The sequence below is a fragment of the Elizabethkingia bruuniana genome (genome assembly GCF_002024805.1).
Taxonomy (GTDB): domain Bacteria; phylum Bacteroidota; class Bacteroidia; order Flavobacteriales; family Weeksellaceae; genus Elizabethkingia; species Elizabethkingia bruuniana.
The window spans coordinates 14,162-35,500 of sequence record NZ_CP014337.1 but is presented as its reverse complement, the minus strand read 5'-3'; the positions used below and the strand labels follow the sequence as shown (position 1 = coordinate 35,500).

Here is a 21,339-nt window from a genome sequence, read left to right as displayed (position 1 = left end):
TTGTTTTGGCTCTATTCGTATACTTGTATCAGTCCAACAAAACTGTGGAGAATAAGGGAGTCGAACCCTTGACCTCCTGCGTGCAAGGCAGGCGCTCTAGCCAGCTGAGCTAATTCCCCCTCTTAGTTAAGATGTTAGTCTTTAGTCCTTAGATTCTAGTATTAAACTAAATTCTAATTTCTTATTTCTAACCTCTAATTTAATTAGTAGTCTCGGGCAGGCTCGAACTGCCGACCTCTACATTATCAGTGTAGCGCTCTAACCAGCTGAGCTACGAGACTTCAATTTTAATTTTAAATTTTAAATCCTTAATTTTAAATTCAATCTAAAACCTATTATTTATAATCTAAAATCTCTCTATCCCTGTTACTAATCTAAGGGGTTATCTTTTTTATAGCAACCAAAGTAAAACCAAAGCTGTGCTTTGTTTAAGTAAGCAGTACATTTAAGTACCTTAATTTTGTTTATCGTCCTTTGGACGCTCTAAAATGAGATGTTCCAGCCGCACCTTCCGGTACGGCTACCTTGTTACGACTTAGCCCTAGTTACTAGTTTTACCCTAGGCAGCTCCTTTTACGGTCACCGACTTCAGGTACCCCCAGCTTCCATGGCTTGACGGGCGGTGTGTACAAGGCCCGGGAACGTATTCACCGCGCCATGGCTGATGCGCGATTACTAGCGATTCCAGCTTCATAGAGTCGAGTTGCAGACTCCAATCCGAACTGAGACCGGCTTTCGAGATTTGCATCCTATCACTAGGTAGCTGCCCTCTGTACCGGCCATTGTAGCACGTGTGTGGCCCAAGACGTAAGGGCCGTGATGATTTGACGTCATCCCCACCTTCCTCTCTACTTGCGTAGGCAGTCTCACTAGAGTCCTCAACTTAATGTTAGCAACTAGTGACAGGGGTTGCGCTCGTTGCAGGACTTAACCTAACACCTCACGGCACGAGCTGACGACAACCATGCAGCACCTTGAAAAATGTCCGAAGAAGGATCTATTTCTAAATCTGTCATTTCCCATTTAAGTCTTGGTAAGGTTCCTCGCGTATCATCGAATTAAACCACATGCTCCACCGCTTGTGCGGGCCCCCGTCAATTCCTTTGAGTTTCATTCTTGCGAACGTACTCCCCAGGTGGATTACTTATCACTTTCGCTTAGTCTCTGAATCCTAAAATCCAAAAACGAGTAATCATCGTTTACGGCGTGGACTACCAGGGTATCTAATCCTGTTCGCTCCCCACGCTTTCGTCCATCAGCGTCAGTTAAGACTTAGTGACCTGCCTTCGCAATTGGTGTTCTAAGTAATATCTATGCATTTCACCGCTACACTACTTATTCCAGCCACTTCAACCTTACTCAAGACTAACAGTATCAATGGCAGTTCGACAGTTAAGCTGTCGGATTTCACCACTGACTTATCAGTCCGCCTACGGACCCTTTAAACCCAATAAATCCGGATAACGCTTGCACCCTCCGTATTACCGCGGCTGCTGGCACGGAGTTAGCCGGTGCTTATTCATCTGGTACCTTCAGCTACTTACACGTAAGTAGGTTTATCCCCAGATAAAAGTAGTTTACAACCCATAGGGCCGTCTTCCTACACGCGGGATGGCTGGATCAGGCTTGCACCCATTGTCCAATATTCCTCACTGCTGCCTCCCGTAGGAGTCTGGTCCGTGTCTCAGTACCAGTGTGGGGGATCACCCTCTCAGGCCCCCTAAAGATCGTCGCCTTGGTGAGCCGTTACCTCACCAACTAGCTAATCTTGCGCGTGCCCATCTTTATCCACCGTAGTTTTCAATATAATCCGATGCCGAATCATATATTATAGGGTATTAATCTTCCTTTCGAAAGGCTATCCCCTTGATAAAGGCAGGTTGCACACGTGTTCCGCACCCGTACGCCGCTCTCAAGATTCCGAAGAATCTCTACCGCTCGGCTTGCATGTGTTAGGCCTCCCGCTAGCGTTCATCCTGAGCCAGGATCAAACTCTCCATTGTATGTTTGTGTTCCTTAAACTCAACTCAATTTAAAATTGACGCTTTGGTTTTTCTTACTTGGTTGTTATTTTATTTTCAATGATCTTTTATTCTTTTCGCTTTCTCCGAAATCTACTCTGTCAGTTGTTTCAGATTTGCGAGTGCAAAGATAAAAACTTTTTCCCGATTTACAAAACTTTTTTTGAAGTTTTTTTTTCAGTCATCTTTATTAACTCTACTCCGCTCTAACAGTCCTTTTATTAACCATTTTTGCGTGGGCAAAACTAATAAATTTTATCAACATGACCAAATCTTTTTTCTAAAAAATTTTAATCGATTTCCTAGTCTCAATTATCTCCTGCTCCCCTCACAACTCTCATTGTTTAGGACTGCAAAAGTAGAAAAACTTTTTAGAACGACAAAGACTTTTTTGAAAAAGTTTTGAATATCTTTAATTGTTTATGATCTCTGCGCTTACCTTGATTAAAAAGGTGACTACAAAGATAGGGCAACTACTCTATAAAAAACAAATCGAATTGATTGGTTTAGACCAAATGTGCATATCTTATATATTCAAACAAGCTATATACAGAGGTTTACAAAGTTACCCCCAGTTATCCACAATGAGCTAACTACCCAATAAGGTTATTAAACAGAAGCTGATCATTATTAAGATAGGTATATTTCAGCATATTCTGATCCATTCTTTTTTTCAGATTCTCAAAGTCTTCAGGGGCTTCTACCTCAATACCTATTACCGCAGGGCCACTTTCTTTATTATTCTTTTTAGAAAACTGAAAGTAGGTAATATCATTATTTTCTCCCATAATATTGGTGACAAATTCTTTTAAGGCACCTGGACGCTGAGGAAATTCCAAAACAAAATAATGTTTTAAGCCTTCATATAATAAGGAACGCTCTTTTATTTCCTGCATCCTGTCAATATCATTATTGCTTCCGCTAATTATACAAACTACATTTTTACCTTTTATTTCTTCTTTAAGCTGGTCCAGTACAGCTACAGAAAGAGCTCCGGCAGGCTCAACTACGATTGCATCCTTATTATATAACTGTAAAATGGTAGTACATACTTTCCCTTCAGGAACCAATAACATATCATCCAGATTCTGACTGCATATATTATAGGTAAGCTGCCCGACTTTCTTTACAGCTGCTCCGTCTACAAATCTATCTATTGAAGGAACTTCTTTTGGCTGTCTCTCTTTCAGTGCTAAAGTCATGGATGGCGCACCTTCAGGCTCAACCCCAATAATTTTTGTTTCCGGACTTACGGATTTCACAAATGTACTTATGCCAGCACACAAACCTCCGCCCCCGTTTGGAATAATAATATAATCTATATTCTTCAGATCATCATACAATTCTACACCTACAGTTCCTTGTCCTTCAATAATTCGTTCATGATCAAAAGGCGGAATGAATACCATTCCTTTTTCTTCAGTGTAAATTTTAGCTGCTGCTGCACAGTCATCGAAAGTATCACCGGTCAGAATAATCTCGATGTTGGAATCTCCAAACATCCTGGTCTGGTCAATTTTTTGTTTTGGTGTAATACTTGGCATAAATATCACTCCTTTTACTCCCATTCTGTTACAGCTATAAGCAACCCCCTGTGCATGATTTCCTGCACTAGCACATACAACTCCTTTTTTTAGCTCATCCGCAGATAAAGATTTCATCATATTATAAGCTCCTCTTAATTTATAGGAGCGTACAACCTGAAGATCTTCTCTTTTCAGATAAACATTACAATTGTATTTCTTCGAAAGATTCAGATTAAGCTGAAGAGGCGTATGGATCACAACGTCTTTGACTCGTTGTGCCGCTTCTGAAAAATTTAAATTCATCATCATTATATATACTTAAACTTAAGTTTCATTTTTGTTATACATATATATAAGGTATACCTTATATATATGTATGAAGTTTCACTATAAAACAATCCCTCTCCCATTACAGGAGAGGGATCTTATTATTTATTGATAATTATACATTCTGGTTTTCCGGGCGAAGGCTACGAACAGCCTTACCAGCCTGCCACATTTCGCTTTGCTGAAGATCGGCTAATTCCTGGTTTAGTTTCTCACGGTAGTCCGTTTGTGAGTTACTGTCAATAGAACGCTGAGATTCTTTTCCGGTTGCTACACTTTCATATAGCTCTTCGAACACAGGCTTACTTGCATCTCTGAATTTCTTCCACCAGTCTAAAGCACCTCTTTGTGCGGTTGTAGAACAGTTTGCATACATCCAGTCCATTCCGTTTTCTGCTACTAATGGCATTAAAGATTGTGTCAATTCTTCAACAGTTTCATTAAAAGCTTCTGATGGCGAGTGTCCATTGGCTCTTAACACTTCGTATTGTGCAGCAAAAATCCCTTGGATAGCTCCCATTAACGTCCCTCTTTCTCCTGTAAGATCGGAGAAAACTTCTTTTCTGAAATCTGTTTCAAACAAATAACCACTACCTACAGCAATACCTAATGCTACTACGCGGTCTTTAGCTTTACCTGTAGCATCCTGATAGATTGCATAAGAACTGTTAAGCCCTCTTCCCTGAAGGAACATACGACGCAATGACGTTCCCGAACCTTTAGGCGCTACTAAGAACACATCTACATCTTTTGGAGGAACAATTCCTGTTTGCTCATTGAAAGTAATTCCGAAACCGTGAGAGAAATATAATGCTTTACCTGGTGTTAAATTCTTTTGTACTGTTGGCCACAACTCGATTTGTGCAGCATCGCTTAATAAATAGCAAATAATAGTACCTTTCTCTAGTGCTTCTTCGATTTCGAACAATGTTTCCCCAGGAACAAATCCGTCTGCAACAGCTTTATCCCAACTTTTAGAGTTTTTACGCTGTCCAACGATAACATTAACACCATTGTCTTTTTGGTTTAGTGCCTGCCCAGGCCCTTGTACTCCATAACCGATAACAGCTACTGTCTCATGACTAAGTACCTCTCTTGCTTTTTCTAAAGGAAACTCTTCTCTTGTTACTACCTTTTCTTCTACTCCTCCGAAATTAATTGTTGCCATTTTTATTAATTTTTAATGTTTTATATTATTTATAGTTGTTTAATTACATTGTGAAAACCTTCTCGTTTTCATTTAAGAATTCATTTTCCTGAACTTCTTCGCCAGGTTCTTTTGCCTCAAATTCTTTAATTTTTTTGTGGAAGCCTTCACTTTTTTTAATGATTGCAATGCGTGCACTGCGAACAAATTCTATGAGGCCATAGTTTTCAAAAACTTTAATTAGCTTTTCCGTTTCTTCCTTGTGTCCGGTCGTTTCGAAAACAGTAAAATCTTCTCTGATCGCCAGAACCCGCGCTCCATATTCACGTAACAGTCGTTCTACTACCATTTTTTCAGTAACCTGTTTAGTCGGAACCTTGAACAATGCCATTTCCTGCCATACAATTTCCTGGTCTGTATCATAATATGCCTTCAATACTTCTACTTGTTTTTCAATCTGGCGACATAGTTTGCGCACCACTTCTTCGGTCTCATCAATTAAAATAGTGAAACGGTGAATTCCTGGAATTTCAGAAGCGGATGTATTAAGGCTGTCTATATTGATTTTTCTTCTGGAAAATATGATTGTGATACGGGCTAATAAGCCTATCTGATCTTCGGCATAAACGGTGATTGTATATTGTTGTTTCATTTTTTTGATCTTTATTGTTAAACTCTCATTGAAAACAAAGATTATTTCAATCTGATTTCTGCTACACTACATCCTTGCGGAACCATTGGAAATACATTATTTTCTTTTCCTACCATTACTTCTAGTAAATAAGAACCTTTATGCTCCAGCATCGTTTTCAATGCTGCCTTCAGATCAGTACGAACTTTAACAGAATTACCATGAATTCCATAAGCTCCGGCTAATGCTACAAAGTTTGGACTTGTAATATTTACAGATGAATATCTGCGGTCATTAAACAGCTCTTGCCATTGTCTCACCATCCCAAGGAATTCATTGTTCAGAATCAGTATTTTCACATCTATATCATATTGCATAATAGTTCCCAGTTCCTGTAAAGTCATCTGAAAACCACCATCTCCCGCAATGGCTACTACAGTTCTGTCAGGAGCGCCGTATTTAGCACCGATAGCTGCAGGAAGTCCAAACCCCATTGTCCCTAAGCCACCGGAAGTAATATTAGAACGTGTTTGATTAAACTTTGCATAGCGGCAAGCTACCATCTGGTGCTGCCCAACATCTGTTACAATAACAGCATCTCCATTGGTAAGCTCATTCAGAGCTTCCAGAACTTCTGCCATGGATAATACTTCTCCTTCAGGATTTTTTTCCGGTTGTATACATTGCTTTTCTTCTTCAGCTTCATACTTTCTGAATTCAGCAAGCCATTCGCTATGATCATTACTTTTTATAAGCTTAGTAAGAAGAGGCAAAGTTTCTTTACAATCTCCCCAAACCGGAACGGTAGTTTTTACATTTTTATCTACTTCTGCAGGATCTATATCCAGATGAATCACCTGTGCCTGTTTTGCATATTTGTCCAATCGTCCGGTTACACGGTCATCGAAACGCATGCCTATAGCAATTAAAACATCACATTCGTTTGTTAAAACATTTGGTCCGTAATTACCATGCATCCCCAACATACCAACTCCTAAAGGATGATCGGTAGGAATTGCACTTTCCCCCATAATAGTCCATGCAGCCGGAAAATTTCCTTTTTCAATAAAATTGAGAAAGTCTTTTTCTGCTTTTCCAAGAATGACTCCCTGTCCAAAGATTACAAATGGTTTTTTAGCCTCATTAATAATTTCAGCGGCTCTTTCAATATATTCGTTTCTTACAATTGGCTTCGGACGATAACTGCGTAAATGATCACACTTCGTATATCCCGGATATTCAAATTGTTGCAACTGAGCATTTTTAGTAATATCTATTAGTACAGGTCCTGGTCTTCCGGAACGCGCGATAAAAAATGCTTTTGCTAAAACCGCTGGCAGCTGCGTAGCATCCGTTACCTGATAATTCCACTTGGTAACTGGCATAGTTACATTGATTACATCAGTTTCCTGAAATGCATCTGTTCCCAAAAGATGTGCAAATACTTGCCCGGTAATACATACAAGCGGTGTTGAATCTATCTGGGCATCAGCTAATCCGGTTACTAAATTGGTAGCACCCGGACCGCTAGTTGCAAACGCAACACCCACTTCTCCACTCGTACGGGCATATCCCTGCGCTGCATGAATTCCGCCTTGCTCATGACGTACTAAAATATGTTTTAGCGTATCCTGAAAATCGTATAATGCATCATAAATCGGCATAATTGCTCCTCCGGGATAACCAAAAATAGTATGTACACCTTCAGCAACTAATGCATCCAATAGGGCCTGAGAACCGGAAATTGTATCTCCTTCTTTAAATAAGTTTTTACTATCTGTTTGTATTGCTTTATCTTGTATCTGAGTCGTTTCCATAGTTGTATTTTTGAATCGTCTGTGATTAATCTTCGTCTGTTACGCATCCCTGCGATGCATCTTTTACCAGTTTAGCATATTTATAAAGTACTCCGCTGGTCACTTTTAGTTTTGGTTGCTGCCAGTTTGCTCTTCTTTGTGCAATTTCCTCATCAGAGACTTTTAGTGTAAGGCTATTATTCACAGCATCAATTTCAATAATATCATTGTCTTCCACTAATCCGATCAGGCCACCATCAAAAGCTTCCGGTGTCACATGCCCGACGACAAATCCATGGGTACCGCCGCTAAATCTTCCGTCAGTGATCAGTGCTACAGATTTTCCTAATCCGGCACCGATAATGGCCGATGTTGGCTTTAGCATTTCCGGCATTCCCGGTGCACCTCTTGGTCCTTCATTTTTAATAACGACCACATCTCCGCTTTTCACTTTTCCGGAAGAAATTCCTTCTATTAGTTTTTTCTCTCCATCAAAAACTCTTGCAGGACCTTCAAATTTTTCTCCTTCTTTGCCGCTGATTTTAGCAACACTTCCTTTTTCTGCTAGGTTTCCGTATAAGATTTGCAGGTGACCTGTTTTCTTTAAAGGATTTTCAAGAGGATAAATAATATCCTGTTCTTCAAAATTCAGATCCGGAACATCTTCAAGATTCTCAGCAATTGTTTTCCCGGTAACAGTAAGACAACTTCCGTCTATCAATCCTTCTTTCAGCAAATATTTCATTACTGCTGGTACTCCACCTTTTTTATGCAAATCTTCCATTAGATATTTACCACTAGGTTTAAAATCTGCCAATACTGGAACTCTGTCACTAATTTTCTGGAAATCGTCCTGAGTAAGAGGAACTCCCACACTTTTGGCCATTGCCAAAAAGTGTAATACAGCATTTGTACTTCCGCCTAGAACCATAATCACGGTAATTGCATTTTCAAAAGCTTTACGCGTCATAATATCACTTGGCTTAATATCTCTTTCCATCAGGATCTTGATATATTTACCTGCGGCTTCACATTCTTTCTTCTTTTCATCACTTAGTGCAGGATTACTACTGGAATATGGAAGGCTCATTCCCATTGCTTCAATTGCGGATGCCATTGTATTTGCAGTGTACATTCCACCACATGCTCCAGCTCCCGGGCAACTATTTTTCACAATTCCTTTGAAGTCTTCTTCATCCAGCTGGCCGGCAATTTTCTGCCCCAAAGCTTCGAACGCAGAAACGATATTCAGATCCTGGCCTTTGTAATGCCCCGGAGCAATTGTTCCACCGTAAACCATAATAGACGGGCGATTCAATCTTCCCATAGCAATAATAGAACCTGGCATATTTTTATCACATCCCGGCACTGTAATTACAGCATCATAGTACTGCGCACCACAAACTGTTTCAATAGAATCCGCGATAACATCTCTGCTTACCAGTGAATAACGCATTCCGTCTGTACCATTACTCATCCCGTCGCTTACACCAATTGTATTGAAAATCAGTCCTACCAGATCATTCTCCCATACACCGTATTTCACATGTTGTGATAAACCATTCAAATGCATATTACACGGATTCCCGTCATATCCCATACTCACGATCCCGACTTGTGCTTTTCTTAAATCATCATCTGTTAAGCCCAAAGCATATAACTGAGCTTGCGCTGCCGGCTGTGTCGGATCTTGTGTAATTGTCTTTGAATATTTGTTTAGTTCCATTACTTACTTATTATTTAATTTTTTGTTCGCTTTTGTTATTCGATTTTATCCATAAAAAAAGCGGCTTTCTCTTGAATCGAGAAAGCCGCTTTTGCTTTTATAAGTTTATGCCTACTTACTTAAACACATATCGCCCCGATCCAAAACTTTTGTTCTGAATAATAATGACAATAATATTAATGACTAATCTCGCCACGAGTGTTTAATTATTTAAGTAAGATTTATTTTTAGGTTTTGTTGTGACAAAGGTAGGAGGTTTTTTGGAATAACCAAATATTTTTTCAGAAATTTTGAATTTTAATTTTCACGAACACTTGTTAGATTTTATAAATCATTGACATAAAACAAATAAATTAATTAATAATTATTTAACAAATAAACCATAATAATACATTATATTCATTTGTAAATAAAAACTAATTATGGATAAAGTTCCGGTAGTAGTATATTGAAAATCAGATTCTAAAATCACTTATAAATGAATGTTATCTGAAACTATTGTGAATATAAAAGACTATATTTCTCATAGATTTTTATTGAAGATTCATCAATCTGACAAATTGTTAAAGACAATGTTTGTCTGAATCCGTACAAATCCCAGAGAGAGAGAATATTACTGTTACGAGATAGTATTCCTCCGGAATACTTACTTTTTTATACATTTGTTTTTTACACAGATCACGTTCCTCCGGAGCATCTTTCCGATTTCTCATATTATAAGTACAGAAAATGTAGTTCATCATAATTAATGATAAGCTCCTTTAGGAGCTTTATCTCTATAAATTATAATTATAAATATTCAGAGCGTTCTTCCGGAACGTTATCTTGATCAGGGAAGTGAATATAATTCAAATGAAAAATCAATATCTCTAAACAAGCAAAGAACTGAAAGCAATCTGTTTTTAGTTTTGATAATGTATCTGAAGTAAAAATTGATATAAAAAACTTAAACGGAAGTTAAGTCTATTTATTAACAGAATTGTGCAAGTTTTGTAGTCTTTTGAATAGAAATAGGTAGGCCAGATAACCTATTAAAGCGCCTGTTGTATCGGCAACAACATCTAATCCTTCCATTGCCCTGCCCAATCGCATTTCGTCCTGAAGAATTTCAGTAAGAAACGCAAAGCATAGCATGATTTGGATATAAGTAAAGAATTTTAATTTTGGGAATGCTAAGCTTAGTAAAAATCCTAATCCTGCAAATACTCCCATGTGTGCTACCTTATCAAAATAAGGGAACATAAACCAATGTTCGCTATCTTCTGAACCCGGTCTAAGTAGTAAATAAGTAAGAAATGCCCAATAAATGGGCAAAATCTTACGGGATATTTTAGATATCTTATCCAATTATATTCTGATAATCCTCAGCAGAAAGTAATTCTGAAGTATCGGCATCAGCAGCTATTTCAACTTTAATAACCCATCCTTTTCCGTATGGATCCTGGTTTACTAATTCTGGGGCATCTTCTAATTCAGCATTGAATTCGATTACTTTTCCAGCGATAGGTAAGTAAAGATCAGAAACAGTTTTAACTGCCTCTACAGATCCAAAAACTTCACCTGAAGCAAGATCATCATCTACTGAATCTACATCAACAAAAACGATATCTCCTAATTCGCCTTGTGCAAAATCTGTAATACCGATAACAGCAACATTGCCATCAATTTTTACCCACTCGTGGTCTTTAGTGTACTTTAATTCTGAAGGAATATTCATTTTAATTTTTATTATTTGTCAAATTTAATTCAAAAAATGCATGTTGCAAAATTTACAACACCATAATCTGCTAAATTTTAAAGGAGTTATAATAGCAGATTACAGATGTAAAACATTTACAATATATTAAATACTCTTTAATATTTGTTTTACAAGTGTTTCTATATTTATTTCCGGATCTGATTTTATTATTTTATCTGCTATTTTTTCAGACATTTTACGGGAGATACCCAAAACTTCCAATGCTGAAAGGGCCTCTTCTTTTATCTTATTGTCTACAACATTATTCAGAGAAGCTTCATTGACATCACTATACTTCAACATTTTATCTCTCAGGTCAACAATAATTCTTTCTGCTGTTTTTGCGCCAATTCCTTTTACTTTTTGCAGAACAACACTTTGGTTATTCAGAACAGCACTTGCAATATCCGGGATATCCAATGATGATAGTAAAATTAAAGCTGAAACGGCTCCTACACCATTTACACTGATTAACAAATTGAAGACTTCTTTTTCGGTAAGTGTACTGAAACCGAAAAGCAATTGAGCATCTTCTCTGAAAATTTGCTGGGTATAAAGGAAAGCTTCACTCCCCTGTGAAAGTTTCTGTGAAGTCTGCAGGCTGATCCCGACATAGTAACCAATACCATTAATGTCCAGAATAGCATATGCAGGTGTAAGCTCGTGTACTTTCCCTCTTAGAAAATTAATCATCTTAGTTTTAAAATTTTTATAAATATAAAGTTATTATCCTGAAAACAAAAAGCATCTTTCCAATGGAAAGATGCTTTTATACAAATATGTTAAGCTTATTTGCTTTCTCTTTTTTCTTTGATCTGTGCATCCAACACAGCAATTGTAGCAAGATTAACAATCTCATCTACACTGGAACGCATCTGTACAATATGCACAGGTTTGTTTAATCCCATTAAGATTGGTCCGATTGTCTGAGAAACTTTCATTCCTCTTATAATCTTGTATGAAAGGTTAGCTGACTCCAGGTTAGGGAAAACGAAACAGTTTGCCGGAGTTTCACCTAATTTAGAGAACGGATAATCGCTTAAATGATCACTGTTCATCGCAAAGTCAGGCTGAATTTCTCCATCAACAACCATTTTTGGATATTTCTCATGAAGAATCTGTACTGCTTTTGCTACTTTCTTAGAAGTCTCGGAGTATCCTGAGAAGTTCTCAAAAGATAACATCGCAATTCTTGGTTCTATCGCTAATGACCTTACTGTATGATCCAGCATTCTTGCAATATTAACCAAATCTTCGGAAGTAGGGTCTTGTATAATAGATGTATCTGCAAAGAAGTATTGTTTCTTATTTGCCAAAATCATCATCATAGCAGAAACTTTGCTTACACCATGATCTTTATCTATTACCTCTAAAACAGGCTTTAATACTGTAGAATAGTTTTTGGAGAATCCAACAACAAGAGCATCAGTATCTCCATGACGAAGCATTAACGGACCGAAATAATCTCTGTTTCTTACAAATCTCTTTGCTTTGTACTCGTTAATTCCTTTTCTGTTACGAAGATTCCAAAGTGTTTCTCTGTATTTCTTTCTGTTGTCTTCCTGATCGTCTGCATTAGGATCTACAATTGGAAGATCTATATCGATACCGAATTTCTTTTTAGCTTCTTCAATAAGTGTTTTATCACCTAAAAGAATTGGCTTCGCAATACCTTCTTCAGCAAGAATCTGAGCTGCTTTTAGTACATTATATTCCTCAGCATTTCCCAGAGTTACTCTCTTCGGATTGGATTTGGCACGGTTCTGCATCATTCTCAGAAGCTTCTCGTCCTTATTCATTCTGTCAATCAGACTATTTTCATAAGCTTCGAAATCTTCAATAGGTTTAGCTGCTACACCACTTTCCATAGCTGCTTTTGCAACTGCAATAGAAACATCTGTTAACAATCTGTTATCAAATGGCTTTGGAATAAAATACTCTCTACCAAAGCTTAGGCTCTTGGCATTGTAAGCTAACACAACCATTTCTGGTACAGTTTTCTTAGCAATTTCTGCGATTGCATAAACTGCAGCAATTTTCATCGCTTCATTAATCGCTGTAGCCTGTACATCTAATGCACCACGGAAAATATAAGGGAATCCTAATACGTTATTTACCTGATTAGGAAAATCACTTCTTCCGGTTGCCATAATAACATCCTTGCGAGTTTCCTGTGCCAGATTATAATCGATTTCAGGAGTTGGGTTAGCCAAAGCAAAAACAATTGGATTTTCTTTCATAGAAAGTAACATCCCAGGAGACATTACATTTCCTTTGGAAAGTCCTATGAAAACATCCGATCCTTTTACAGCATCTTCTAATGTCTCGATATCTGTTTCTACGATGAAATCTAATTTTTCAGGAGTAAGGTTTGTTCTCTTATGATTGATTACTCCTTTGGAGTCACACATCAGAACATTTTCCTTTCTAAGCCCCATTTCAATATAAAGTTTGGTACAAGCAATGGCTGCTGCTCCTGCTCCGTTTACCACAACTTTTACTTCTTCAATTTTTTTATCAGCAATTTCTAAAGCATTCAGTAAAGCTGCTGCAGAGATAATCGCAGTACCATGCTGATCATCATGCATTAAAGGAATGTTCAATTCTTCCTTTAGTCTTCTTTCGATTTCAAATGCTTCCGGTGCTTTAATATCTTCAAGATTAATACCTCCGAAAGTTGGCGCAATTGCCTTAACTACCTGGATGAATTTTTCAGGATCTTTTTCATTGATCTCAATATCGAAAACGTTGATGTCTGCGAATATTTTGAACAAAAGCCCTTTTCCTTCCATTACTGGTTTTGAAGCTTCTGCTCCAATATCACCAAGTCCTAATACAGCGGTACCATTAGAGATAACAGCAACCAGATTGCCTTTACCTGTATAGTCGTATGCTTTGGAAATATCGTGATGAATTTCCATACATGGTTCTGCTACTCCAGGAGAATAAGCCAACGACAAATCTCTTTGTGACGCGTGAGGTTTGGATGGTATTACTTCTATTTTGCCTTTCGGTTCGGCCTTATGATAGTCGAGAGCCGCCTGCTTCAATCTTTCTTGATCTCGTTGATTCATTAATTCTTATTTTATTATTTTAAAGTTGGAAAGATGTGATCCACATGGTATTGTACCAGATTAACGATCGGACGTTGCACAATTATTCCAAAATTCAGATTATATTGAGCTGTAACGGTTTTCAGGATATCTCCATATACATAAGCAATGGAACCAATAAAACTAATTTCAGCATCTTTTACTTCACCATAAGGCAAAAGCTGGAACTCTACATAGTTTTTGAATTCTTCATAAATAAGATTCTGGATAAACGGATGTTCTTTCCATTTAGCCACAAACTTGTTAAACTCTGCAAAGTATGCGTTTACCATAGTATTTTCATGATACATTTTCTGCAGAAGCAGTTCTATGTTGAGTTCAGGATATTCTTTTATAAATTCGCGTTCTAATGAAGGTGGTAATTTTTTCATGAAGAAATTCTTCACAATACGTTTTCCCATAGAACTTCCAGCACCATCGTCCCCAAGAAGGAATCCTAGTGAAGGTAATTCTACTTTAATATCTTTTCCGTCGAAGTAACATGAGTTGGAACCGGTTCCTAAAATACAAACCATTGTAGGTTTTCCTCTGTAAACAGCATAGGCCGCTCCTAAAAGGTCTTCTTTAACCAGAATATCTGCTTTTGTAAAAACTACCTGAAGTTGCTCCTGTACAATGACACAATTCTCTTCTACTCCGCAACCTGAACCATAAAAAAACACATATTTAATGTCTTCTTTTATTTTTTCAAGGTCTTCATTTTTGTTGATTTCTACAGGAATTAAATGCGCTGCTGTATTATTGGGATTGAATCCTTTCGTTGTTGTTCTCAGGATTTCTTCTCCCGAAGCTTTAAGAATCACCCAGTCGCATTTAGTAGAGCCACCGTCTACAATTGCTATCATGTATAAAATTTTTAAGACGCTAAATTAAAAAAATTATACGACTTCTGTATCAGAATCTTCTCGGTATTGCAACCAGTCCTTTATTTCGTCCTCCAAATAAGACATTTGTAAATGAAGAGCGTCCAGAAAATCATCGGGAACTGGTTCGCCGTCATCACTGGTTTCCAAATTCCATAATTCTCTTGAAAAAATTTCATATTCTGCAAAAACCTGTTTAAATCGGGGGCTTTGATCCTCCAATTCCCGGATTTTATCCTGGTATTTCATGAATTTATCTGAATTAACGGAAGTTTTCATCTGTTTGCTATTTTGGGTTGCGTATAGTTAAATGTAGAAATATTTTTCATTCGTCAATCAATTTTAACATACACTTATTACATTTTAACATTAAGCCTTACATTTGCACAATTTCATTTTTTAATGGTTGCATTTATAATTAAACAAAAGCAAATATTATTTTTTATTATTGCGGGTGGGCTGAGCGCTATTGTAGAGATTGGTCTTATGAAAGTCTTCAGTTATTATATTCCTGAATATATTCCGGCTGAAACCAAATGGCATGGAATTTCTTATCCGCTTAGTAACATCCTCTCCACAACCTGCGCTATTATCTTCAATTATTTTCTGAGCATTTGGTTTGTGTTCGAAAGAGGTAAACATTCTAAGAAAAAAGAGTTTACATACTTTATGGTAGTTTCATTTATTTCAACAATACTAAGCCTTATCGTATTCAATCTTCTTTTTAACAATCTGTTCCATGATCCGATTGATCTGGGCGTTTATGTACTAAGTCCGATTATCTTCAGCAAGGCTTTGGCAATTGTCATTATTTCTGTACTTAACTTTAGTATTAAAAAGAGGGTTATCTTTAACGGCTGAAAATAATAGTAATGACAAAGCTTCTTAATTATCTCTGGCGGATCTGGTTTCTTATTATTGTTATTATTGCCACTATACTTTGCGGCCTTTTAGTATATCCACTTTCTTTTAGTCCAAAGACTTTCAGAGCGTGCTATTTTTTCATGCGCATATGGTGTATCATCCTTTTCTATGGTATGGGATTTCGGTATGAACTAACATCACCAACGGGAAAGGTTATTGATCCGGAAAAGAAATATGTATTTGTCTCCAATCATACTTCCATTATGGATATTATGCTCATGTGTATACTACATCCTAAGCATCCTATTTGTTTTGTCGGAAAAAAAGAACTGGTAAAAATTCCCATATTTGGTACTATATATAAAAGGGTATGTGTGATGGTAGACCGCAAAAGCATGAAAAGCCGAACCGATGTATACCGCAGATGTGCCCAAAGAATGAATGAAGGACAAAATATTGTAATCTACCCTGAAGGCGGAGTTCCGGATGATACTTCTATTGTATTGGATGAGTTTAAGGATGGAGCATTTACACTATCATCTAAACATCACTTCCCTATTGCCGTATATACATTTATCGGGTTAAAAGAGATGTTTCCGTTTGATAGTGGAAAAGGTCATCCCGGAAAAGTAAAAGTAATCTTAAATGATATACTGCAACCCAATGAAAGTAAGGAAGAAATGAAAAAAAATGCGTTTGAATTAATGTACAAAAGCATTTGTATAAATAAATAATCTATATTTGTGTTAACTAAATTTTAATAAAAACTAATAAATATGTTCGATTACCGTAATAAAACCAATTGGGGACAATTTGCGTCGCTCATCGTGGTTTTTTTCTTTTGGGGCTTTGTCGCAGCCAGTAATGATATTCTGATCCCCGTTTTTAAAAAGGCATTTGACCTTACTAACTTTCAAAGCCAGCTTGTAGCATCTGCCTACTACATCGCTTATACGGTAGGAACATTATTATACTTAGCGATTTCGAAAATTTTAAAATACGACGTCCTAAACAAAATGGGATATAAAAACGGTCTTATCTTAGGCCTTTTAATATCTGCAGCGGGATCTTTAATCTTTATCCCTGCAGCAAATGCACATTCATTCCCACTGATGATTACGGCACTTTTCGTAGTAGGATTAGGTTTCTCTTTACAACAAACTGTAGCCAATCCGCTAGCGATTGCTATTGGACCAGCACAAACAGGTTCTCAACGTTTGACAATGGCCGGAGGTATTAATAACTTTGGTACCACTATCGGACCATTAGTTGTTGCTTTTGCCATCTTCGGATCTGCAGCTGCAGCAAATGAAAATGCGGATATTGAAAGTGTTAAAATCCCTTATCTGGTATTAGGTGCAGCCTTTGTTTTAGCTGCTATATTCCTGAAATTCTCTTCTCTTCCAAGCGTTACTGAAACACATGAAGTAGAAGAAGCTAATGAAATACAACAACCTCGTTCTTCTGTACTAAAATACCCACAATTAGTATTGGGGATGGTTGCTATATTCTTATATGTAGGTGTAGAAGTTGCAACAGCAAGTAATCTTCCTGCATATATGGAAAAAGAATTAGGTTTCCATACAAAAGATGTTGCTCCGTTTATTTCTTTATACTGGGCAAGTATGATGATCGGTCGTTGGAGTGGTGCTGTAGGAGCCTTTAACTTAAAAGGAATTGCGCTGAAGATTGCAAAATTCGTTGCCCCTTATTTGGCTTTTGGTGTTTTCCTTGCTGTTAATGCTATTGCCCAACATGACCTGACTCCTTTCAAAGTTTATCCTGCTATTATCCTTGTTATGATTATTGCAGATATCCTTTCCAAAGGGAATCCGGCAAGAATGCTTATGATTTTCTCTTTTATGGGTATCACAGCATTAATTATTGGTATGCTTTCTTCCGGAATGGTATCTGTATATGCTTATACCAGTGTAGGTTTATTCTGTAGTACGCTTTGGCCTTGTATTTTTGCCTTAGCAATCGCAGGACTTGGTAAACATACCAATGAAGGTTCTAACTTCCTTATCATGATGATTATGGGTGGAGGGCTAATTGCTCCTTTACAAGGTTACCTTGCGGATTCAATAGGTATACATTTAAGCTATATTGTAGATGTAGTATGTTTCTTATACCTAATCTTCTACGCAATTAAGGTAAAAGGAATCCTGAAGAGCCAGGGTATTGATCTAGAAAAAACAGCTGCAAGTGGTGGACACTAAGAATAAGCTGATATATAAGAAAAGATTTTGGGCAGGCCTTTGGCTTGCCCAATTTTTTATATTCTTTCTGCTGTCGAAGACGGAGAAGGGTGTACTGTTTTTTGAAAAATTGTTTTCTGCAACACAGAAGATCCGGGTAGGAATTATTAAGCATATTACCTTTTCTACAGGAGATGCATTTTATCTGTTTCTGAGCATTTTTTTGATTGTCTTAGTTATCTTATCCATCAGAAAAAATAGCAGGAAAAGAGCCCTATTAACCTCACTGGTTAGCATCAATATTTTATACTTCGTATACCAGTGTTTATGGGGAATGTTATATTTTCAGAAGCCATTATTAAGCAGAGACAAAATCCAGACAATTGATACCGAAAAGCTAAAGCCTCTTGCAGAATATTACTTGCAGCAATGCATTACACTTCGCAAAGCTCATCCTTCAGAATTTTTTCAAATACATTCCCAAACAGCTTTGGAAGCAGAAATAAAGGCACAGCAGCAAACAATTGCTCACACATACGGAAAAGGCAGTAGTATTGATATTTCGCTAAAGCCAAGCCTTTATAAAAGCGTTATGAGCTATACAGGTATTTTAGGCTATTACAATCCTTTCAGTTCCGAATCACAATACAATCCAGAATTACCTCCTACCTACACTCCGTTTACGCTGTCTCATGAAACAGCACATCAGATAGGCTTTGCCAGAGAGGAGGAAGCCAACTTTATAGCTTTTATCATAGGAGAAAATTCCTCCAGTTATGAGCTAAAATACAGTGCCTACTGGTATGCTTTGAAGACAATATTATTCAATATATCTAAAAAAGATTTGAAATACAGTAAAAATTTTCTGGAGAAACTCCCAAAAGAGTTAATGAATGATTATACAGCTGAAAAAAAATTTTATAAAGAGCATGAAGGAAAGGCTCAGGATTTTTTCTCTTTTACCAACAACCTTTTTCTGAAAAGTAACAGACAGGATGGAAGTATCACTTATAACTATTTCATTTACTTATTATTAGACCATCATAAAGAAAAAGGATTGCACCAATAGATGCAATCCCAAAAACACAAATGATGAAAAAAAATTTATTGCTTCGTGGGCAATAGGATACCCGATTAAAGCGATGTAAAAGTACAAAAATTTCAGATATAAACAAGTATTTTAAAATAAATTTTCAGTAAAAATACATCAAAGATTAATAACAGGTAAAACGATTGTAAATAAAGGCTTTACAATCGTTTTTGATTTTTTGGTAATGATGTAAAAAGCAGAAAAAAGCGAGGTTAGGCAAAAGTAAGGTTACTAAAACGTTACTTTTAAATATTCGAAACAATCGATATAAAACACTGTATTTCAGCTTTCTGCATATTTTTTCATATTGTTCCGTAGCTCACATAGGTTTAATTTTATCATTAAGAATTGTGAGTATGGAAACGACAAAAAAATCAACGTTTAAGGTTCTTTTCTACCTTAAAAAGAATGCCCCGAAGAAGAACGGGAAAGTTACGGTTATGTGCAGAATTACCATAAACGGTAATCAGTCTGCATTCAGTACCAAGCTGGATATTTCTGCATCAAATTGGGATTTGAAGTACGGCAGGGTTTTAGGTAAAAGCCGAGAAGCCCAAGATGTGAACGGCAAGCTTGATAAAATTCGTTTGGGCATTGAGGAATGCTATTCCAAAATTCTGAAGAACGAGGGGGCTGTAAACAGTACTAAACTTAAAAATGCCTTCCTCGGTATGGAAAGCGGAGAAATGACCTTTTTCAAGTTCTATGAACAGTTTCTTTCCGACTATGAGAAAAAGGTCAATAGCGGGCTTCGGGTAAATGGAACACGAAGTAAGTATAAAACACTATTAAGACATCTTCGCAATTTTGTACTTACAAAATACGGTTACTCCGATGTGTCTTTTAACGACCTTACTCCTGATTTTGTACAGGACTTTGATTACTACCTACGTGATGACCAAAGCTTGACACATAACACGATTTGGCTGTATATGATTGGCTTTACCACACTTTGCCGATTGGCAATGAGCAGAAAGCATCTTGCTTTTAATCCGTTCAGCGAGTATAAGAACACCAAAAAGGACAAAGACAGAGGTTATCTGTTGCGGAACGAGTTAGAACAGCTTGTAACGTTCAACTGCGAGAAAAAGAAAGACGAATTGGTTAAAGACCTGTTTGTTTTCAGTTGCTTTACTGGTCTTTCCTATTCAGATATGAAAGGGCTTAGAAACAGCAATATTCAGGATTTCTTTGACAGTAACCAGTGGATTATCATACGTAGAAAAAAAACAGCCACATCGTCAAATGTTATGCTGTTGGATATTCCCAAAATGATTATCGAAAAATATGCAGGATTTTCAAAGGATGGAAAGGTATTTCCTGTTCCATCAAATACAGTCTGTAATGATAGCCTAAAGAGAATATCACAACAGATTGAATGCCTGAAAGAAAAGAAAGTAACCTTTCATTTAGCACGCCATACGTTTGCCACGCTGTTTTTGAGCGAGGGCGTTCCGCTCGAGAGTTTGAGCAAAATGTTAGGGCATAAAAATATTGCTACCACACAAATTTACGCCAAGATACTCAACGAGAAAGTTGGTAAGGATATGCAAAAAGTATCGCATAAATTTAAAGGTATGGAACGCTCTTTTGTTTCGCAACTCTGAAATCTATAAAGTAACCAAGGAAAGTCAATGATATAAGCATTGGCTTTTTTTGTACTTTAGCTATTAGAAAAAATGCTTCAAATAATGGCGGATATAAGACAAAAATATATTTCACTAATTCAGAATAGAAGTGAAGAAAATAAAAAAGCATTGACACTTTTATTTTCACAAGGATTATTTGGCAACTGCGTTTCTATATTAAGACAAGAGTTGGACTCTTTTATCAGAGTAATGTATTTAGGTAGAATATCCGATTTCGATGAACGAGAAAGAATGATGAACCAGACTTTGTCAGGAGAGAAATGGACCGTTTTAACGTCAAATAACAAATGGAAACAAATAACAGATAAAGATATGGTTGGGAAGGCAAATGAATTTTATGGGTATATTCAATATGTATATAAATTTGGTTGTGCTTCCATTCATTTGTCAGATTTCCACAACTACACGGCTCAAAACCCCTTTGAAAAACTCAATGATACGGAGAAATATGATATAAAAAACTACCTTAATACATATCATAATTATCCTATCGAAAAGGAATTGACTGTTGAAAATATATCAGACTATATTCCTAATGTCTTTGAAAAAATTTCATCAAATTTGACTTGCTATTTTGGTAGTATATTAAATAATGGAATGATAGAAATGTAATAATACCAAAGCCCACTGCTTTAAGCAGTGGGCTGTTT

General features: G+C 36.9%; 18 protein-coding genes, 2 tRNA genes and 1 rRNA gene. 6 read left to right on the top strand and 15 right to left on the bottom strand.

Features of this window, described 5'->3' with window-relative positions; genetic code table 11:
* Positions 1 to 45: 45 nt before the first annotated feature.
* From AYC65_RS00190 to AYC65_RS00125, 15 genes are all read right to left on the bottom strand, one after another.
* Positions 46 to 119: transfer RNA gene (locus AYC65_RS00190), tRNA-Ala, on the bottom strand.
* An 88-nt stretch (positions 120 to 207) separates the two neighbouring features.
* Positions 208 to 281 (bottom strand) — tRNA-Ile (locus AYC65_RS00185).
* A 205-nt stretch (positions 282 to 486) separates the two neighbouring features.
* Positions 487 to 2,003, bottom strand: a 16S ribosomal RNA gene (locus AYC65_RS00180).
* A gap of 611 nt (positions 2,004 to 2,614) precedes the next feature.
* A complete protein-coding gene (gene ilvA / locus AYC65_RS00175; protein WP_034870745.1) occupies positions 2,615 to 3,856 on the bottom strand; it encodes a threonine ammonia-lyase IlvA in 1,242 nt (413 codons plus the stop codon).
* A 133-nt stretch (positions 3,857 to 3,989) separates the two neighbouring features.
* Positions 3,990 to 5,042: a ketol-acid reductoisomerase gene (gene ilvC, locus AYC65_RS00170; RefSeq protein WP_034870744.1), complete on the bottom strand. Its 1,053-nt coding sequence runs from the start codon at positions 5,040 to 5,042 to the stop codon at positions 3,990 to 3,992.
* Between the two features lie 43 nt (positions 5,043 to 5,085).
* The gene (gene ilvN, locus AYC65_RS00165) at positions 5,086 to 5,673 is read right to left on the bottom strand and encodes an acetolactate synthase small subunit (RefSeq protein WP_021346995.1); all 588 of its coding nucleotides are present in this window, start codon (positions 5,671 to 5,673) and stop codon (positions 5,086 to 5,088) included.
* Positions 5,674 to 5,714: 41 nt separating this feature from the next.
* The gene (gene ilvB / locus AYC65_RS00160) at positions 5,715 to 7,469 is read right to left on the bottom strand and encodes a biosynthetic-type acetolactate synthase large subunit (RefSeq protein WP_034870743.1); all 1,755 of its coding nucleotides are present in this window, start codon (positions 7,467 to 7,469) and stop codon (positions 5,715 to 5,717) included.
* A 25-nt stretch (positions 7,470 to 7,494) separates the two neighbouring features.
* Positions 7,495 to 9,174 (bottom strand): dihydroxy-acid dehydratase, encoded by a 1,680-nt coding sequence (ilvD, locus tag AYC65_RS00155; protein ID WP_034870742.1) that lies wholly within the window; start codon positions 9,172 to 9,174, stop codon positions 7,495 to 7,497.
* Between the two features lie 563 nt (positions 9,175 to 9,737).
* Positions 9,738 to 9,887, bottom strand: a complete 150-nt coding sequence (locus AYC65_RS20640) for a hypothetical protein (RefSeq protein WP_162275840.1) — start codon at positions 9,885 to 9,887, stop codon at positions 9,738 to 9,740.
* A 250-nt stretch (positions 9,888 to 10,137) separates the two neighbouring features.
* Positions 10,138 to 10,521, bottom strand: a complete 384-nt coding sequence (locus AYC65_RS00150; RefSeq protein WP_052114760.1) for a VanZ family protein — start codon at positions 10,519 to 10,521, stop codon at positions 10,138 to 10,140.
* On the bottom strand, positions 10,514 to 10,891 hold the full coding sequence (gene gcvH / locus AYC65_RS00145; RefSeq protein ID WP_034870741.1) for a glycine cleavage system protein GcvH: 378 nt from the start codon (positions 10,889 to 10,891) through the stop codon (positions 10,514 to 10,516). The genes AYC65_RS00150 and gcvH overlap by 8 nt, the downstream gene beginning before the upstream one ends.
* 126 nt (positions 10,892 to 11,017) lie before the next feature.
* Positions 11,018 to 11,605 carry a Holliday junction branch migration protein RuvA gene (gene ruvA, locus AYC65_RS00140; RefSeq protein ID WP_034870740.1) on the bottom strand — a complete coding sequence of 196 codons (588 nt, stop codon included), beginning with the start codon at positions 11,603 to 11,605 and terminating at the stop codon, positions 11,018 to 11,020.
* Between the two features lie 95 nt (positions 11,606 to 11,700).
* Positions 11,701 to 13,986, bottom strand: coding sequence for an NADP-dependent malic enzyme (locus AYC65_RS00135; protein WP_034870739.1), 2,286 nt, complete (start codon positions 13,984 to 13,986; stop codon positions 11,701 to 11,703).
* A 14-nt stretch (positions 13,987 to 14,000) separates the two neighbouring features.
* On the bottom strand, positions 14,001 to 14,870 hold the full coding sequence (locus tag AYC65_RS00130) for a BadF/BadG/BcrA/BcrD ATPase family protein (RefSeq protein WP_034870738.1): 870 nt from the start codon (positions 14,868 to 14,870) through the stop codon (positions 14,001 to 14,003).
* Between the two features lie 33 nt (positions 14,871 to 14,903).
* Positions 14,904 to 15,167, bottom strand: a complete 264-nt coding sequence (locus tag AYC65_RS00125) for a hypothetical protein (RefSeq protein WP_021347001.1) — start codon at positions 15,165 to 15,167, stop codon at positions 14,904 to 14,906.
* 123 nt (positions 15,168 to 15,290) lie between these two features.
* On the opposite strand from AYC65_RS00125, the gene AYC65_RS00120 reads away from it, so the two are divergent.
* From AYC65_RS00120 to AYC65_RS00095, 6 genes are all read left to right on the top strand, one after another.
* Positions 15,291 to 15,749 (top strand): GtrA family protein, encoded by a 459-nt coding sequence (locus AYC65_RS00120; protein WP_034870737.1) that lies wholly within the window; start codon positions 15,291 to 15,293, stop codon positions 15,747 to 15,749.
* Positions 15,750 to 15,760: 11 nt separating this feature from the next.
* Positions 15,761 to 16,486, top strand: a complete 726-nt coding sequence (locus AYC65_RS00115) for a lysophospholipid acyltransferase family protein (protein WP_034870736.1) — start codon at positions 15,761 to 15,763, stop codon at positions 16,484 to 16,486.
* A gap of 42 nt (positions 16,487 to 16,528) precedes the next feature.
* Positions 16,529 to 17,971 carry an MFS transporter gene (locus AYC65_RS00110; RefSeq protein ID WP_034870735.1) on the top strand — a complete coding sequence of 481 codons (1,443 nt, stop codon included), beginning with the start codon at positions 16,529 to 16,531 and terminating at the stop codon, positions 17,969 to 17,971.
* Complete coding sequence (locus AYC65_RS00105) at positions 17,961 to 19,019, top strand: DUF3810 domain-containing protein (RefSeq protein ID WP_034870734.1); 1,059 nt, start codon at positions 17,961 to 17,963, stop codon at positions 19,017 to 19,019. Before AYC65_RS00110 ends, AYC65_RS00105 begins: the two co-directional genes overlap by 11 nt.
* 377 nt (positions 19,020 to 19,396) lie before the next feature.
* Positions 19,397 to 20,647 (top strand): site-specific integrase, encoded by a 1,251-nt coding sequence (locus tag AYC65_RS00100; protein WP_034868151.1) that lies wholly within the window; start codon positions 19,397 to 19,399, stop codon positions 20,645 to 20,647.
* An 84-nt stretch (positions 20,648 to 20,731) separates the two neighbouring features.
* The gene (locus AYC65_RS00095; protein WP_034868166.1) at positions 20,732 to 21,301 is read left to right on the top strand and encodes a hypothetical protein; all 570 of its coding nucleotides are present in this window, start codon (positions 20,732 to 20,734) and stop codon (positions 21,299 to 21,301) included.
* Positions 21,302 to 21,339: the final 38 nt, after the last annotated feature.

Coding starts and splice junctions, on each gene's coding strand:
- AYC65_RS00115 (WP_034870736.1), top strand. CDS start 15,761: ATGACAAAGCTTCTTAATTATCTCTGGCGGATCTGGTTTCTTATTATT.
- ilvA (WP_034870745.1), bottom strand. CDS start 3,856: ATGATGATGAATTTAAATTTTTCAGAAGCGGCACAACGAGTCAAAGAC.
- ilvN (WP_021346995.1), bottom strand. CDS start 5,673: ATGAAACAACAATATACAATCACCGTTTATGCCGAAGATCAGATAGGC.
- ilvC (WP_034870744.1), bottom strand. CDS start 5,042: ATGGCAACAATTAATTTCGGAGGAGTAGAAGAAAAGGTAGTAACAAGA.
- ilvB (WP_034870743.1), bottom strand. CDS start 7,469: ATGGAAACGACTCAGATACAAGATAAAGCAATACAAACAGATAGTAAA.
- AYC65_RS00120 (WP_034870737.1), top strand. CDS start 15,291: ATGGTTGCATTTATAATTAAACAAAAGCAAATATTATTTTTTATTATT.
- AYC65_RS20640 (WP_162275840.1), bottom strand. CDS start 9,887: ATGAGAAATCGGAAAGATGCTCCGGAGGAACGTGATCTGTGTAAAAAA.
- ilvD (WP_034870742.1), bottom strand. CDS start 9,174: ATGGAACTAAACAAATATTCAAAGACAATTACACAAGATCCGACACAG.
- AYC65_RS00100 (WP_034868151.1), top strand. CDS start 19,397: ATGGAAACGACAAAAAAATCAACGTTTAAGGTTCTTTTCTACCTTAAA.
- AYC65_RS00095 (WP_034868166.1), top strand. CDS start 20,732: ATGGCGGATATAAGACAAAAATATATTTCACTAATTCAGAATAGAAGT.
- AYC65_RS00125 (WP_021347001.1), bottom strand. CDS start 15,167: ATGAAAACTTCCGTTAATTCAGATAAATTCATGAAATACCAGGATAAA.
- gcvH (WP_034870741.1), bottom strand. CDS start 10,891: ATGAATATTCCTTCAGAATTAAAGTACACTAAAGACCACGAGTGGGTA.
- AYC65_RS00110 (WP_034870735.1), top strand. CDS start 16,529: ATGTTCGATTACCGTAATAAAACCAATTGGGGACAATTTGCGTCGCTC.
- ruvA (WP_034870740.1), bottom strand. CDS start 11,605: ATGATTAATTTTCTAAGAGGGAAAGTACACGAGCTTACACCTGCATAT.
- AYC65_RS00130 (WP_034870738.1), bottom strand. CDS start 14,870: ATGATAGCAATTGTAGACGGTGGCTCTACTAAATGCGACTGGGTGATT.
- AYC65_RS00135 (WP_034870739.1), bottom strand. CDS start 13,986: ATGAATCAACGAGATCAAGAAAGATTGAAGCAGGCGGCTCTCGACTAT.